Here is a 15,872-nt window from a genome sequence, read left to right as displayed (position 1 = left end):
GATGCGCCCGAGCTTGGAAGTTTCACCGAATCAAGTCAATATTAATAATAATAACGCGCATGAATTCTCGGATTGAACAGCGCCTCTAGAGGTTTTCCCTCTTTGAGGTGCTCTTCCACAATTAACGGTACATCACTCGGTTTAACTCGACAATACCAAATTTCGTCCGGGGTAACTCGTACAGTCGGGCCAGTAGTGCATTGTCCCTGACAACTACAGGCCTCCACTTTCACCCCTGCAACTTGTTGGGCTTCAAAAGCAGCTAGCACTGCTGCTGAACCATTTTTTAGGCAAGATTGATACTGGCAAACCAATACACAGCGCGCTTCTGCTTGGGAGTCTGGTTCTCGGGCTGGAGATTCTGGCATTAGTAAGGATTTATAGCAGAAGGAAGAACGGAGAAGCAATAAAAGCAAGGGTTTGAGCAATTAAGAACCTCTTAATCGTCGGGCGCGGTTGCTATATCGACTATTTAAGATATCTTAACAATTTTGTCAGGCAGATCGCTCGCCGGAGGGAGGCAAACGGCAAAGTTTTACAGTGTGATCGACAAACAAAGCAAAATTCTGCCCTTCAAAATTTTTCCTTCTTTCTACCTTCTAACGAATCCCTTCCGCAGATCTGCCTTTCTTCAGTCTGTGCCGCGCTTTCCCGATATGATCGATTTAGAGCAACAACTCAATCAACCGCTAATCATGCCAAAAACAGTAGCCGATGTGATGAGCCGCGAGCCCATCTTGGCGCGACCCGAAATGCCCTTGAACGAAGCGATTAAAATTTTAGCCAATCGACGCATTAGCGGTCTTCCCGTCGTAGATGAGAATGACTTGTTGGTAGGAGTCATCTCCGAAACCGACTTGATGTGGCGGGAAACCGGCGTAACTCCGCCCGCTTACATCATGGTGCTCGACAGCGTGATTTATTTGGAAAATCCATCTCGTTACGAGCGAGATCTGCACAAGGCTTTAGGACAAACAGTAGGAGAAGCGATGAGTAAAGAACCAATTACCATCGGGCCCGACAAATCTGTCCAAGAAGCTGCCAAACTGATGCACGATCGCAGCATCCACCGATTGCCAGTGGTCGATTCTGCGGGCAAAGTAATCGGCATCCTCACTAGGGGAGATATTATCCGATCGATGGCTGCCGAATCTTAATTAACTGTTGCAGTTCCAAGACTGTTTGAGAAAATGAGTCGATCGCTCTTTCCATCTCGCTGACTTTTGGCAATTATTATCTAGATTCACGACACGGAAGTCACGAAGAGACGCAGAGAATTTTTTTCGTTCTTGCTTCTTCTTCCCTCTTCCTTCTTCCCTCTTGCCTCTTCCTTCTTCCTTCATCCCAATTACCAATTATCAAATTTAAAATCGAATGAGCATTACCCCTGAGTCTGTCGAACAATTGCTGAATTCCGAGGATTTTGGCGAAAGACTGCGAGCAGTCAACCAACTGCGGCAACTAGAACCGGCGATTGCCTATAAACTGATTCAAATGGCGATCGGCGACAAAAATGTCCGCGTTCGCTACGCAGCAGTCAGCCAGATATCAACCCTCGGCACGCAGAATCTGCCGAACGCTTTAGAGGTACTGCTCCACAGCCTGAACAACGACCCCGAACCGGATGTGCAAGCAGCAGCAGCCGATGCTTTGGGCGCATTGAAATTAACAGATGCTTTAGAAGATTTGCAGAAAGTTTATAGCAGCACCTCTGAATGGCTGGTGCAAATGAGCATCGTTGCTGCTTTGGGAGAAATGGGAGATCCGAAAGCCTTTCCCATGTTAGAAAATGCCCTGACTTCTGAAAACGAATTGATCCAAACCATTGCGATCAGCGCCTTAGGTGAATTGGGAGATAAACGGGCGCTGCCGCTGCTGCTTCCCTACGCTTCCAATGCAGATTGGCAAATCCGTTACAGAGTCGCCCAAGCTCTCGGGCGGTTGGGCGGTAAAGAAGCAGAGGCGGCTTTGGAAATTCTCGCCAAAGATGAGGTTGAACAAGTTGCTCAGGAGGCTAAAGCCGGACAAGAAAATAGTTTGAAATCTTGAGATTGCTTTGGCGATCGCGAACAACCCTGCGCGGTTGTAAATTTTGAATTCATTTAGAATTTTTTGTGCGGATTCTAGTAACAACTCTGTTCGCGATCGCACACATAATTCAGAAACCCGGTTTCTTCCTATATTTCTTGTTCCTGTCTGCAAAACTTGTAGAAACCGGGTTTCTAGCCAGCCAGCCAGCGGGCTGGTTGCGTAGCGCAAACCTTACTAATCAGGAAAAATCTAAAATCTAAAATCTAAAATTGTATTGATACGACGGGCGATCGCAAATTCCATTGAAACTCTCCTTAAATTCGAGCGTACTCTTCCCTTTCCCAACCAGAGCCGGGATCTTGACATCCACACTTTGACAACAGCTATAATTAGAATAAATGGAGCAGTGGCAGAGATTAACACAATTATTGAATTGTGCCCAGCCAGCTAGCGATCGGGGAAACTATCGTTAAGACGGTAAGCAATCTACCAGCAAAACCAAGTCTTAAAACTGTTGATCATCCCCATGCTTGAACAACTACAAAATTCCGGTTCTCAGTCGTTGGACATTTTAACAGGAGAGCGATCGAGCTCTCAAATCGCACCAAGCCCAACCAATCAAAACTTTATTAATAGAGTTTTAGAACTTACCAACATCGAACGCAGCAAATTGAGTTTGTCCCCGCTAACCTTCAATACTCAGTTACTAACTGCGGCGGAAAATCACAGCCAAAACATGGCCCTGCAAGACTTCTTTTCGCATACCGGAAAAGATGGTTCGTCATTAGGAAGTCGGATTAGTGCAACGGGCTATCAATTCTCAGCGGCAGCAGAAAACATCGCTGCGGGCTCTTCTACACCCGAACAAGTTGTATCATCATGGATGAACAGCAGCGGGCACCGCGCTAACATTCTTAACCCGAATCTCAAAGAGATTGGGATTGGTTACTATTTCTTAGCCGACGATACGGGCACAGAAAATTGGAATCACTATTGGACGCAAGTTTTTGCGACTTCTCTTGACGGTAGTGTTAATCCCGCACCGACACCGACACCCACACCAACTCCCACACCCACTCCCAACACATCGGTATCGATTACTTCGCCCATACCCAATGCTATAGGGGACGGCAGCCCGACGACAGCAGCCAAAAATACAGCCAGCGACGGCAATTATTTCCTATCAGATAGTGCCGATAGTCAAATACCGACAAATGCTGCGGGATTGCCAATTTTTGCCCTTTCCGGCAAAGACAATATTACCGGGGGAGAAGGTGTTGATAGCATTAATGGAATGCAAGGTGCCGATACAATTAATGGCGCAGGCGGCAATGACAGCTTATCGGGCGGCAAAGAGTCGGATTCAATTGAGGGCGGTGTTGGCAATGATTTTATCAGCGGCAACAACGATAACGATCAACTAATCGGATCTGACGGTAACAATACTATTCGCGGCGGCAAAGAAGATGATGTCTTGATTGGCGGTAACGGCGACGAGTTGTTGGCGGGCGATCGCGGGCAAGATCTTCTGACGGGCGGTGCTGGAGATGATACGTTTATCTTAGCAGGAGGTTTGTCTGCGGCGACTACTTTAATAAGTGCAGATGTAATCGTCGATTTTGGGGCTGGGGATAAAATTGGTTTGACTGACGGTATCGGATTTGCCAACTTGACTTTTGAATCTGTGAGTTTGCAGTTGGATGGAGGTGCAAGCGTCGCTTCTACAGCGATTAAGGCTGGCAGTAATTATTTGGGAATCGTGCAGGGTGTAAGTCAAAGTCAACTTACATCTTCTGTTTTTGTTAACGCTTAAAAAACAGCCGATCGAGATTCCCGACTTCTCCAAGAAGCCGGGAATCTAAAAACAAGACCGCTTTAGGTTTAATTTTGATAGGAGAATCAGCCTGGATGTTTTGAGATATGGGCTGTTATATCAATTCTTCATAGTATTGCTACAATTTGCATCATTACTAAGAAGAGTAAGTATGAAAAAAGTAGCCATGTTGGGCAACGCTGGAGGGGGTAAATCAACTCTCAGCAAGAGATTATCAGACATCACTGGTTTGCCACTTCACGTCTTGGATAAGATTAAATATCAATCTGGGGGCGCTGAGGTTCCCTATGAAGAATATAAGCATACCCATGAGAAAATTTTGGCTACTGACCGATGGATTATTGACGGGTTTGGTTGTATGGAAACCGTCTGGCTTCGACTCAACGAGGCGGATAGTCGGGTTTTTGTCGCTCTGCCCCTATACGTGCATTTTTGATGGGTGACTAAACGGCTGACTACAGGTAAGTTTATACCGCCAGAAGGCTTGCCGGAAAAGAGTCCTATCTTGAAGAGTTCAATTCATAGTTACCGTGTTCTTTGGTTGTGTCACAAGTATTTGGCTCCCAGATATCGCGAGTATGTCGATCGCGCTCAAAATACCAAAAGTGTTTATCACATCAGATCTACTGAAGAGATTTCACAATTTTTTGAATCTATATTTCAAATGACTCATAATAAATGACTAATGACTAATAGACCTCTCCAGAAATTAAGTTGTGGCCCAGACAGTGCCAGGGTTTGAGATTTTTTGTGGAGAGGTCTAATGACTAATGACTGACTAAGGACTAATTGATGCCACAGCCGATCGCAAATTTCCTTGAAATTCTCCCAAAATTCGATCGCACTCTTCCTTCTCCAAATTAGTCCAGTGCATCATCAAAGCTAATTTAACCGACTTGCCACTTTTTTCGAGCAAAAAACCCGCCTCATCCCGGTTCAAATCAGTCAAATCCTGCAACATCCGCACAGCCCGATCGCGCAATTTCTTATTAGTAACCGCCACGTCAACCATCCGATTGCCGTAAACCTTCCCCAGCTTCACCATTACCCCAGTCGAAATGATATTTAAAGCCATTTTGGTTACTGTACCGGCTTTCAAGCGCGTCGAACCCGCCACTACCTCCGGGCCAACCAACAACCGAATATCAACATCAGCCTCAAAATTCACTTGTTCGACGGGTACGCAGGCCATAAACACAGTTTTCGCCCCCCGCTGGCGTGCCGCCTGCAAAGCGCCCGCGACAAACGGCGTCGTACCTCCAGCCGTAATCCCGACAACCACATCTAAGTTGGTAATGTGACGGTGGGCGATCGCCTCAGCCCCATCCTCAGCCCGATCCTCCAAATCCTCCGAACTCCGCACCAAAGCCCCCGCACCCCCGGCAATTATGCCCTGTACGAGTTCTGGCGGCGTGCAGAAGGTGGGGGGACACTCGGCCGCATCCAGCACCCCCAAGCGCCCGGAAGTACCCGCACCGACGTAAAACAGGCGACCTCCTTGACGCAGAGACTCGGCTGCAATGTCGATCGCTCGGGCTAACTCTTCGCGGGCGCGGGCGATCGCGCTTAAGGTTTGGGCGTCTTCCCGGTTGAACAAGTCCACTAATTCGATCGAACTAAGTTGGTCTAAATTCTCGCTGTTGGCATTCACCTGTTCCGTCAGCAGATGCCCCCGTTCTTCCAAATTCTTCATTTTTTGTCAGTTGTTAATTGTCAGTTGTCGGCCTTCAAGCGAAGTCCGGAGACATACAGAGTAACAGGTTGAGCCTGCAACCCTGTATCTACAAATGGAGCCCTTGATTGAGCACGCTGGAAGATATCAAATTTATGCTTCTTCCCTCTTCTTTCTTCCTTTTTCCCTCGAACCTCAAGATCCATCCGTTACATCCGAAGAAAGCGAATCCGTTGCCGAACTTCCTTCTTATTACAAAAGTCCTTCGAGTCGGCGGCGAATAGAATCCAGTTCGTTTTGGGAAACGTCAGAATCCGGCTCCGACTCCGGCTCTAGCTCGGGCTGCCACTGAGTCTGTGTTACATTGTCTTCTGGCGGGATCGCCAGTGCCCCGGCCGGCACCAGTTCCCAATCATAATCAACACTATCGCAGAACTCCTTAATTTCCTCATCGTCGATCGCCTCGACAGCGGGTTCGGGAAAATCCTGAGCTTCCAACATCACGCCAAAGCGGGTGGCGTCGTCTTCTGACTCAAACATCAGAACTTTATTGCGATCGCCGAGTTGAATGGTATGAATTCCCTCATTCTCGGTGCGGGCATTGAAGAGTAAGACGAACACTCGCATAAGTTTTAAAGACCTTCTTAACCACCGTTTTTTTATCTTAGGAGCGATCGGGCCACCGAGCAGTCGATTTTTAATTTTAGATTTTAGATTTTAGATTTTAGAATTGACTCCCGATCTTGCATGCGCGGGGATCGAGAGGATTTTGGGGAGTTAGAATACTTGGTGTTAGGTCGTGGTGCGTGTTTTTATTAAGTTTGGTAAAGGTTATTGGACTCTGCCCCGCAGTGGGGGGCGTGAATCTTGAAATTCAATCCTCTGCGAGGGCTTCGCTAACGCGCGATCGGCACTTCGGCCCTCACTTCTGAGTCTACCAAAGGCAGAAGGCACCCTGGCGAATGATAGAAATTATACCAGTCTAAAACCTGCTCATTTCCTCAATTCCTGAATTCTCACAAGCTTTGAGAAACACCCATGACTAACTCGGACAAGGACACAAATCAACTCGCACCCCGCCCCCACCGCCGCTGGTGGCGTCTGGTGCTGCTTAGCGGTACGGGATTGGGCATTCTCGCCTTGGTTGGGGCGGCGCTAGGATACCAGTGGGTGCGGGAAAAGTTAGCTCCTTTGGTGGAAACTGAAGTCAGTCAGTTGCTGAAGCGGCCTGTGCAACTCGGACGTTTGGAGGGATTTTCTCTGACAAGTTTGCGGTTTGGCCCATCGACTTTACCTGCAACTCCTACCGATCCGGATTACGTTTCTACAGAAGCAGTTAAAGTAAAGTTTTCGGTTTTGCAACTGCTGTTCACCCGCAATCTCAAATTAGATATTACTTTAGTTAAAGCCAGCGCTTATATCGAACAGGATGCTAAAGGCCGCTGGGTTAATCTTCCAACTGCGGAGCAGAAATCTCCGGGTTTATTTAAAACTGAAGTTGAAGCATTTCGAGCTGAAAATTCCGTCGCCGTTTTGGTACCGAGTCCCACAGTAGGACAGAAAACTTCGGCTCCGATTTCTGTAAATTTGAAAAATGGTAGTGTTCTATTTCGCGACCAAAATCAGCGCGTTCTCTACGAAGTAAACGGTCAGTTTACGAATAGCGATAATTTTATACTTAAAGCTGATTCTATGTTGCCTGCAGCGCAAACTAACCTGCAGTTGCAAGGTCAAAATTTGCCTTTGCCCGACCTGGCTCGCTTGCTAAGACTTTCCGGCATTTCTTTACAAAAAGGTCTGGCTAATGGCAATTTGACCGTGCAAGTGCGAGAGAATAAAGTGTCGGGAATTACTGGAACGGCTAGTTTTGGAGGAGTGCAAGCGAGTATTGCTCCCCTGAAACAAATCATACAAAATAGCAGCGGTCAGTTGCGGTTTCAGGGAACTAATGTGATTGTCGATAGTCTGGCGGCTAATTACGGTCTAATTCCGCTTAGAATAGCAGGAACAGTTGCAACTGGAACTAATTTTAATTTGGAGAACGCTAGCTTCAATCTGACAACTAGCGTGCAACCAGTGGCTTTTGCAAGTGTTGTCCGTGCGGTGGAGACAGAGTTAGGGCAGAAAGTAGTATTGCCGGTTGCTGTGGCGGGGGAGGTGAAGGCGGATGTCAAGCTGACTGGAACCGTTGATCTGCCGGTGATCACAGGTGCGATCGCCTCGACAAAACCCACTACGGTCGATCAACTGCAATTAAACAATATTAGCACTAATTTCAAATTGGAACGCGGGAGAATGGCTCAAACCCCTACTCCCAATTCTAAATCTTCTATTCCCCCTTTTTCCTCTTTAGCTTTGACTTTGAGCGATATGTTGGTAGTGCCGACGGCGGGGGGTAAAATTGGCGGCAAAGGTGAAGTTGATATTGCTTTAAAAAATAAGAATTCGCCATCGGGTTTGGTGTTTGACTTGCAAGCTGAAAATGTACCCGGAGACGCGATTGCCCAACTTTACGCTCTCCCAATTCCTGCTACTGTTACAATTGGCAATGTCTCCGCAAAAGCTCAAATTTTCGGCCCGTTAGACAACATTCAAGCTAGAGTTCAATGGCAAGCACCGCAAGGAACTTTCCCCGCAGCGGGCTCCATTCGAGCCGCAAGGAATTCGGCAGATTTGCAAAATACAGTTGTGAAAATTGGCGACGCTTCTGTTAACGTAGATGCTGCGCTAAAAGACCGTCAGTGGCAAGCTATCATCGAGGGCGATCGCGTGGCCCTTAACCGTTTGCAGCAAGTCGTACCGGCGCTGAATTTCCCTCCTGAACTAGCAGGTTTGGTCAGCGGAACCGTCGAAGCAGCAGGAACTCTGGACGATTTGAGTTTAAATGCGATCGCTGCGGCGGGCCAAGGAACGCTGAATATTGCTGACAGTATTGTTGATGTTAATGGCGAACTAGAATCGGGCAACTGGCAAGTTTTTGGCAACACTGAAAAAGTGGCTGTCAATCAATTGATTGATATTGGCTTGCCGTTCTTAGCACGGGAAACGCCAGCCAATCGGGAGAATCTAGAAGCTAAAATCCAAAATCTTAAAACCTTAAACGGACAGCTAGCAGGTAAATTTCAAGCTGCGGGAAATGTTGACGATTTGACTGCTGGCGGAATCAATTTGAGTAGCAACGGTAGGCTCTATTTTGCCGACAGCAATGTCAATTTACAAGGAGAATTGGTAGCGGGAAACTGGCAAGCAACAGCAGAAACAGATCGCACTTCCATCAGCCGCTTGGTAGATTTGACACTGCCGATTTTAGATGCGGCTTCAGCATTCAATCCCGAAAATCAGCAATCAGCCAATCTCAACAATCTCAAATCCAAAATCCAAAATCTCAAATCGATTGACGGACTCCTATCGAGTCAATTTACAGCATCGGGAAGTCTTGACAATTTGACGGCTAGCAGCATCAATGCCAGCGGCAGCGGCAGACTCAATCTTGCCGACAGCAATGTTAATTTACAAGGAGAATTGGTAGCGGGAAAGTGGCAGGGAACGGCAGAAACCGATCGCACTTCCATCAGGCGCTTAGGAGATTTAGGATTGCCGCTGTTAGATGTTGGCTTAGCTTTCGCTGCTGACAATCCCCAAACAGTCGCCAATATCAACAATCTAAAATCCAAAATCCAAAATCTCCAATCGCTTGACGGACTGCTATCGAGTCAATTTACAGCATCGGGAAGTCTTGACAATTTGACGGCTAGCAGCATCAATGCCAGTGGCAGCGGCAGACTCAATCTTGCCGGCAGCAATGTTAATTTAAAAGGAGAATTGGCAGCGGGAAACTGGCAGGGAACGGCAGAAACAGATCGCACTTCCATCAGCCGCTTAAGAGATTTAGGATTCCCGCTGTTAGATGTTGGCTTAGCTTTCGCTGCTGACAATCCCCAAACAGTCGCCAATATCAACAATTTAAAATCCAAAATCCAAAATCTCCAATCGCTTGACGGACAAATATCCAATCAAATTCAAGCCAGGGGCAGTCTGGATAATTCAACCGCCGCCGACATAGGCGTCAGCAGCAGCGGCAAACTCAATATAGGGGACGGTACTCTTGCTTTTAGAAGTAAATTAGAAGGCAGACGCTGGCAAGCTTTCGCCGATGCCGATCGAGTTATTCTCAGTCGCTTAGAACAAACAATCCGCAATACCCAACTGTTGACCATGACGGCGACTTTGCCTAAAGGATTTGACGGCCGAGTTAACGGCGAATTCCAAGCAGCGGGAAGTTTGGATAACTTGACAGCCAAGGGAATTAGTGGTAGCGGAGAAGGAGTGATTGTGGTCGATCGACTCGGGGCGATCGATACTACGGCCAAATTAGAAAACGGCAACTTGCAAGCATTGCTGGAAACGGACGGAATTGCCGTCAGTAATTTAGAACAAACCCTCAAACAAACAGGTTTGCTGACAGCGGATTTACCGCCAGAAATTAACGGAACCCTCGACGGCCAAGTCCGCATTTTGGGAACAGTAGATAATTTAACCGCCAACGGCATCACCGCCAACGGCGACGGACAAATTCGACTCGCCAACGGCGGAGGAATAGTCAATGCTAAAGGGCGCGCAGAATCCGGGAATTGGCGCGCGTCAATCGAGGGCGAGCAAATTGCTCTAAGTCGCTTCCAGCAAGCCTTTGAGTCGCAGCGACAAAGCTTGCAAACCGGAGGTGTAGTCTCCAGTACCCAAAATCTCCCCCAGCTTGGAGGACTGTTTAACGGCAATATCAATTTATCCGGGTCGATTGGGGCGGGCACGGGGGCACCGGCCCTACAAAATGTTCGCGCCGGCGGCAGTTTCCGCATCTCGGAAGTGCCGTTTTTGAAACAACCTTTTGAGGCAGTATTTAATTGGGACGGCAAACGGGTGGAAATTGAGAACGCCACAACTCCCGGTTTGACAGCAAACGGCTTTGTTAACGTCGAACTCGAAGGTCAAGGAGGGCCCTCAATTTCCAACTTAGATTTGGATGTCAAAGTCGCCAACTTTAACCTGGAAGCCTTACCAGCAGAACAACTAGGATTTTTGTCTACAATTGCGGACAAAAATTCCTCACAGCAAAACCCGCCCCTGCGCGGCAATGTAGATTTTATCGGCAGCCTCACCGGAACCCTCGCCGAACTCAGCTTAGTTGGCGACGTGGAAGTGCGGGATTTAGCAGTAAATCAAGTCGCTTTTGACCCGGTACTGGCGGGGAGTGTGAATGCCGATGCTGGCAAAAGTGTAGATTTGCGTTTGGCCGGCCGCCAAGACAAAATTCAAGTAGCTTTAAATCCATCTTTTCTGCCGACATCTTTCTTAATTCAACGCGGGGAATCTGTGGCTAGCGGCCAAACTGAGGGAGAAACTTTGCGAGTTAATTTAAGCGATTTTCCCCTCGCTGCTTTGAATCTCGCACCGGGGAAAGAGGCTGGTTTGGGGCCGATAACCGGTACGGTTTCGGGACAAGTGAATGTGCCCGGTTGGAAAATGCCGTTAAATCCGGCGACTTTGCAAGCAAGCGGACAAATTGCGATCGCCCAACCGGCGATCGGCTACATTAAAGGTGACAGTTTCCAAGCCGAATTCAGCTACGCTAACGGCAGCGCCACTCTCACAAACGGACTTTTCCGCCAAGGCAGCGGTCAATACTTAATTTCTGGCAATGTTCAAACAGGCGCAAACCCGCAATTTGCCGGCAAAGTTAACGTCCAGCAAGGCAATTTACAGCAGGTTTTAGCCGCTTTGCAATATTTCAATTTAGGCGACTTGGCTAGAGGCTTAAAACCTCCGGTTTACGCTAGCGCCGCCGACGTGCAAACTGTAGCAGTAGGAGAACCAGAAGCCCCGCTAATTGAACAGTTGCGCCGTTTGGCAGAAATTGAAACAATTTTGCAGCAGCAGCAGGCCGTGGAAGCATCAGAAAAATTGCCTCCCTTATCCCAATTGCAAGGCACTTTTGGCGCGGAAATTGCTGTCGCCGGTTCTTTGCAAACAGGTGTGCAAGCTCAATTTAACGTGAAAGGCGATAACTGGCAGTGGGGAGAATATGTCGCCGAAAAGTTCAGCCTTGAAGGCAGTTTTCAGGAGGGGATTTTAACTGTTTTGCCTCTGGAAATTCGATCGGGCAAAAGTGCGATCGGCTTTTCGGGACAACTCGGGCAAAAAGCTCAATCCGGGCAGTTGCGGGTAGAAAATGTGCCGGTGGAAGAGTTAGCAGAACTGGTGGAATTGCCTTTTGTGGATGTCACAGGAAATTTGAATTTGCGGGCGAATTTGGCCGGCAGTTTGGAAAACCCGCAAGCCACCGGAGAATTGAGTTTGGTTGACGGTACGCTAAACGGAGAACCGATTAAACAAGCCGACGGCAGTTTCAGTTACAGCAATGCCCGCCTGAATTTTGGCGGCAGCGCTTTGGTAACTCAAACCGAACCGATTGAAGTGCAGGGAAGTTTGCCTTTTGAGTTGCCGTTTGCAGCGGTGAAGGCCGACAGCGATCAAATCGATTTGAGGGCGAATTTGCAAAATGAAGGTTTAGCAATTATTAATGTATTGACTCCGCAAGTTGCGTGGGTCAGCGGTCAGGGCCAGGTGCAAATTCGCGTGGGAGGAACGCTGCAAGATCCTGTAGCGCAAGGAATTGCGAATTTTGAAAATGCAACCGTCCGGGCGAACGCCTTCCCAGAACCGCTGACAGGGCTGACTGGGACGATGCGCTTTGAGGGCGATCGTATTCGGGTAGAAGGAATTCGGGGACAGTTGAGTCAGGGACAAGTCGTGGCCCAGGGCGTGATTCCGCTGTCTGTGCCTTTTGCTGAGGGCGATGTCGATGCGGCTAATCCTTTGGCTGTGAATCTCGACAAGTTAGCACTGAACCTCAGAGGATTGTACCGCGGCGGCGTAGTCGGTCAAGTGCAAGCAAGGGGCACGGCTAGGCGCCCGCAGTTGACAGGTAATATTGAACTGTACAACGGCGAAGTATTTCTCCGGAGTCCCGGCGGCGGCACAACTGAGTTAGCTTCTTCCTCTTCTGCTTCTGATTCTCCTTCGACATCTTCCCCTTCCCCTGCGACTGAGGTTTCTGCTTCCCCGACGACTGAGGTTTCTCCTTCTCGTGCGACTCCGACTTCCCCTCCCTTTGAAGTTGGACTGAACGATTTGCGGCTGAATTTGGGCCGGGGAATCCGGGTAACGAGTGCGCCGATATTGAGTTTTCAGGCCACTGGGGGCTTGACGGTGAATGGAACTTTAGATGACCTTCGCCCTGTGGGTACGATTCGGTTGACTTCCGGGTCGGTGAATTTGTTTACGACAGAGTTTAGACTCGATCGAGGATACGCGCAGACAGCTACCTTTGTACCAGGACAAGGACTCGATCCGACGCTGGATGTGAGATTAGCAACTTCGGTGCAGGAAGTAACGCGGTTCCGCACTCCCGGCACATCTGTAGCCTCTGAAATAGCAGACGAACCGACAAGTTTCGGCAATGTGCGGAGTGTCCGAATTCAAGCGTTAGTGCAGGGAAGAGCTTCTCAATTGGCGGAAAGTCTGGAGTTGAGGAGTTCTCCGAGTCGATCGGAAACAGAGATTGTAGCGCTGTTGGGCGGCAGTTTCGTGCAGACTTTGGGACAGGGAGACAGTACGCTGGCGATCGCAAATTTAGCGGGTGCGGGTTTATTGAACAACCTTCAATCTGCGATTACTAACGCCACAGGATTGAGCGAATTTCGCTTATTTCCCACTCGGATTAGAGGCAACGAAGCACAAACTGCTAGTTCCAGTTCTGGTGCGGGTTCTCTCGGTTTAGGTTTAGAAGTTGGGTTTGACATCACGCGCAATATTTCTGCATCAATCATTCGAGTTTTGTCAGCCAATCAACCGACAGAATTTACTGTGCGTTATCGATTGAGCGATAAAATTTTACTCAGAAGTTCGAGTAATTTTCAAGGAGACAATCGCGTCACTGCTGAATATGAATTGAGGTTTTAGGCTTCAGCCCAAAGCCAACAGTCAGCAGTCATCAGCCATTAATTATCGCGAAGGCACCGGCAGCGGAGTGAAGCAATAGCATATTCTGCCATGCCACCGTATATCCCGAGCGACATAATACCAATTATGTAGGGAAACGGCATTGCCGTGTCCGGCGCGGTGCGAGGCGACTTTTAATAATTGGCATAAGATTAAGAACTGTAGCAAAACTTTTTTAAATGGGTATAACCGAACATCATAATCGCACTTTCCATTCCCCATTACCAATTAATTTGCTATAATAGTAACAGCAGCAAATTGGTGCTGCAAACCCCGCACACAAGGTTATAGGAGTTAAGTCAGATGGCAAACAAACTCCAAGTCAATACACAGTCGATCGGCTACAGCGACTTTTACTGGAACCGCTTTAGTCCGAGAGTGGCGACTATCAGCAGTGTCCGCAATGCCAATCACTGGGACGGCGGATTTATCACCTATATTGCATTTCCCACAAAAGTAGAAGCTACAGCAGCAATGAAATATTTGCTCTTGAATCAAAAAGCTGCTGATGTCGATATGCGGAAAGCCAAGCGAATGAAAGCAAAAGGCATTCGGTGGGAACTCAAAATTCGGGGTTTAGCTTTTAATGAAGTGCTGAAGCTAGCAACAATGGATATAGCTGGAAAGCTAGTTATGTCACCTGCAACTACTACTGAAGCCACAGGCTGATAATTGAAAAACTTCGTAGTTGCGCTAAGCGTGGTAAAGCGCAACTACCAACCTAAAACTCCCTCACATATTGCATTTTCCTTCTTCCTTCTACAATATGCGTTTCATCAGTCCCAAAACAGACTTTGCATTCAAAAAAATATTCTGATCTCCCGAACATCCAGAAATTTTAATCAGCTTCCTAAGTGCAATGCTGTATAACGGAGAACCAACCCTCTAAGAAAGAGAAATCCTTGACCCTTATTCAGCAGGAAGCGTTACAGGATTGAAAGACACTTACCTGGATGTCAAAGCCAAGATTATCGGCAACAAAACCGTGATTATTGAAAGGCAGGTACTCAACGCCGCCGCCAAGGAATCGAACAGGGAATCGAAAGGGGTAAAATTGACGGGGAAATAGGATTAATTATGCGTCCGATCGTGCGGCGGGTGGGTGATGTTACACTGGAAGTTCAAACTCGCATCCAGGGATTATCTGCGGAACAGTTAGATGATTTGCCAGAAGCTTTGTTGGATTTTAGGAGTAAGGAGGATTTGATCGCGTGGTTGGAGTCTGTTGCGGGATGAACTGATGAGTTAAAAAGAGAGTGGGGGATTTGTAACGCGGATTTGGTAAAATTCCCAATCTCTGCATTCATTTAAACTTTAGTATCTGCAGGAACTTCCCTCTGTACCAGAATCCAACCTAACAGCGCTAAACTAACTCCAAGAGCGAGAAATCCTAAATCCCAAGCTAACTCGTTGATACCGGGTTTGACGTGGTGGATTCCCAAAATTTGATGGTCAATAATGCCTTCAACAAAGTCAAACAATCCAGCACCAATTAATATGGAACCGAAAAAAGTTTGAGTTGACAAAGGAACATCTTTGCGCTTCACAGCACCCCACAAACAGAAGATTCCCGCCACTGTTACCAACCAATCCGCAGCGTGAAACAATCCATCTCCGAGGGTATTTAATTCTAAACCGGCAACAGTAGCATCGGTTTTAACGCTGCTAAACATATGGTGCCACTGGAGGAGTTGGTGCAGGACAATGCCGTCAAAAAAGCCGGATTGACCGATACCGAGGAGAATTCCTGCGATAATTAGAGGTCGGCGGTTGTTAACAGCGGTGGAGGGTGAGTTTGTGCGATCGTCCAATGGAAAACCTCAGATTATTTAACTGCTGAGCCTGGGTCTGTGAAGGGATTTGCCAGTACAGTTTTTAGTTTTGCTGGGGAGGAGGGGCGATCGCATCATCCGCGAGAGAGATTTCTGGAGTGAAGTGCGATCCTCTTCGAGGGCTTCGCTAACGCACCTTGATTTTTGATGGATGATTGGAAAGCGCGATCGATCTTTTTAAACAAATTATCCCCGTCTAACTTATCCAACTCGAAAAGATTGCCCCATCGCTTGAAATTCTATAGTCTCTTCTCGCTGTAGCTGCTGTCTAATTTTGGCAAATTTCCTAACTGTTTCCACAGAGTACAACCGTTCTCCACAGCTTAGGCAAACTTCAGCGGATACTTTTAATATAGCAGTATGGTTGCCACCTCGTAAAAGTTTATCCACTTCTTTTCTAACTATTTCACTGCCGCAAATTGGGCATTTTTCTACAGATATCATT

Annotated in this window: 11 protein-coding genes and 2 pseudogenes; 7 read left to right on the top strand and 6 right to left on the bottom strand. The window is 47.7% G+C overall.

The window, feature by feature from the left end:
• Positions 1-41: 41 nt before the first annotated feature.
• Entirely contained in the window at positions 42-368 is a 327-nt protein-coding gene (locus D0A34_06555) for a (2Fe-2S) ferredoxin domain-containing protein (protein UNU18578.1), read from the bottom strand.
• 288 nt (positions 369-656) lie between these two features.
• Between D0A34_06555 and D0A34_06550 the strand changes: the two genes are divergently transcribed.
• Positions 657-1,157 (top strand): CBS domain-containing protein, encoded by a 501-nt coding sequence (locus tag D0A34_06550; protein UNU22200.1) that lies wholly within the window; start codon positions 657-659, stop codon positions 1,155-1,157.
• On the opposite strand, the gene D0A34_06545 is transcribed toward D0A34_06550, so the two are convergent.
• Positions 1,158-1,343 carry a hypothetical protein gene (locus D0A34_06545; GenBank protein ID UNU18577.1) on the bottom strand — a complete coding sequence of 62 codons (186 nt, stop codon included), beginning with the start codon at positions 1,341-1,343 and terminating at the stop codon, positions 1,158-1,160.
• A 31-nt stretch (positions 1,344-1,374) separates the two neighbouring features.
• Between D0A34_06545 and D0A34_06540 the strand changes: the two genes are divergently transcribed.
• The 3 genes and pseudogenes from D0A34_06540 (at position 1,375) to D0A34_06530 (ending at position 4,547) form a co-directional block, all read left to right on the top strand.
• Positions 1,375-2,049, top strand: a complete 675-nt coding sequence (locus D0A34_06540) for a HEAT repeat domain-containing protein (GenBank protein UNU18576.1) — start codon at positions 1,375-1,377, stop codon at positions 2,047-2,049.
• A 508-nt stretch (positions 2,050-2,557) separates the two neighbouring features.
• Positions 2,558-3,844 (top strand): SCP-like extracellular, encoded by a 1,287-nt coding sequence (locus D0A34_06535; protein UNU18575.1) that lies wholly within the window; start codon positions 2,558-2,560, stop codon positions 3,842-3,844.
• Positions 3,845-4,016: 172 nt separating this feature from the next.
• Positions 4,017-4,547, top strand: a pseudogene (locus D0A34_06530) (adenylate kinase).
• Positions 4,548-4,643: 96 nt separating this feature from the next.
• Here the strand turns inward: D0A34_06530 and murQ are convergent.
• Positions 4,644-5,558 (bottom strand): N-acetylmuramic acid 6-phosphate etherase, encoded by a 915-nt coding sequence (murQ, locus tag D0A34_06525; protein ID UNU18574.1) that lies wholly within the window; start codon positions 5,556-5,558, stop codon positions 4,644-4,646.
• A gap of 231 nt (positions 5,559-5,789) precedes the next feature.
• The gene (locus D0A34_06520; protein UNU18573.1) at positions 5,790-6,164 is read right to left on the bottom strand and encodes a DUF3110 domain-containing protein; all 375 of its coding nucleotides are present in this window, start codon (positions 6,162-6,164) and stop codon (positions 5,790-5,792) included.
• Between the two features lie 411 nt (positions 6,165-6,575).
• Between D0A34_06520 and D0A34_06515 the strand changes: the two genes are divergently transcribed.
• From D0A34_06515 to D0A34_06505, 3 genes and pseudogenes are all read left to right on the top strand, one after another.
• A complete protein-coding gene (locus D0A34_06515; GenBank protein ID UNU18572.1) occupies positions 6,576-13,556 on the top strand; it encodes a translocation/assembly module TamB in 6,981 nt (2,326 codons plus the stop codon).
• Between the two features lie 342 nt (positions 13,557-13,898).
• Positions 13,899-14,264, top strand: coding sequence for a hypothetical protein (locus D0A34_06510; protein ID UNU18571.1), 366 nt, complete (start codon positions 13,899-13,901; stop codon positions 14,262-14,264).
• Between the two features lie 97 nt (positions 14,265-14,361).
• Positions 14,362-14,831, top strand: a pseudogene (locus D0A34_06505) (DUF4351 domain-containing protein).
• A gap of 71 nt (positions 14,832-14,902) precedes the next feature.
• On the opposite strand, the gene D0A34_06500 reads toward D0A34_06505, so the two are convergent.
• Both D0A34_06500 and D0A34_06495 read right to left on the bottom strand, forming a co-directional pair.
• On the bottom strand, positions 14,903-15,406 hold the full coding sequence (locus tag D0A34_06500) for a DUF2243 domain-containing protein (GenBank protein UNU18570.1): 504 nt from the start codon (positions 15,404-15,406) through the stop codon (positions 14,903-14,905).
• A 222-nt stretch (positions 15,407-15,628) separates the two neighbouring features.
• Positions 15,629-15,871: a YgiT-type zinc finger domain-containing protein gene (locus D0A34_06495; GenBank protein UNU18569.1), complete on the bottom strand. Its 243-nt coding sequence runs from the start codon at positions 15,869-15,871 to the stop codon at positions 15,629-15,631.
• Position 15,872 lies beyond the last annotated feature (1 nt).

Origin of the sequence: Microcoleus vaginatus PCC 9802, from assembly GCA_022701275.1 — a bacterium.
GTDB classification, from domain to species: domain Bacteria; phylum Cyanobacteriota; class Cyanobacteriia; order Cyanobacteriales; family Microcoleaceae; genus Microcoleus; species Microcoleus vaginatus_A.
Note: the sequence above shows the minus strand (reverse complement) of the source record. Positions and strands in the feature narration are given on the sequence as shown.

Coding starts and splice junctions, on each gene's coding strand:
- D0A34_06545 (UNU18577.1), bottom strand. CDS start 1,343: ATGAAGGAAGAAGGAAGAGGCAAGAGGGAAGAAGGAAGAGGGAAGAAG.
- D0A34_06555 (UNU18578.1), bottom strand. CDS start 368: ATGCCAGAATCTCCAGCCCGAGAACCAGACTCCCAAGCAGAAGCGCGC.
- D0A34_06550 (UNU22200.1), top strand. CDS start 657: ATGATCGATTTAGAGCAACAACTCAATCAACCGCTAATCATGCCAAAA.
- D0A34_06510 (UNU18571.1), top strand. CDS start 13,899: ATGGCAAACAAACTCCAAGTCAATACACAGTCGATCGGCTACAGCGAC.
- D0A34_06535 (UNU18575.1), top strand. CDS start 2,558: ATGCTTGAACAACTACAAAATTCCGGTTCTCAGTCGTTGGACATTTTA.
- D0A34_06515 (UNU18572.1), top strand. CDS start 6,576: ATGACTAACTCGGACAAGGACACAAATCAACTCGCACCCCGCCCCCAC.
- murQ (UNU18574.1), bottom strand. CDS start 5,558: ATGAAGAATTTGGAAGAACGGGGGCATCTGCTGACGGAACAGGTGAAT.
- D0A34_06495 (UNU18569.1), bottom strand. CDS start 15,871: ATGATATCTGTAGAAAAATGCCCAATTTGCGGCAGTGAAATAGTTAGA.
- D0A34_06540 (UNU18576.1), top strand. CDS start 1,375: ATGAGCATTACCCCTGAGTCTGTCGAACAATTGCTGAATTCCGAGGAT.
- D0A34_06520 (UNU18573.1), bottom strand. CDS start 6,164: ATGCGAGTGTTCGTCTTACTCTTCAATGCCCGCACCGAGAATGAGGGA.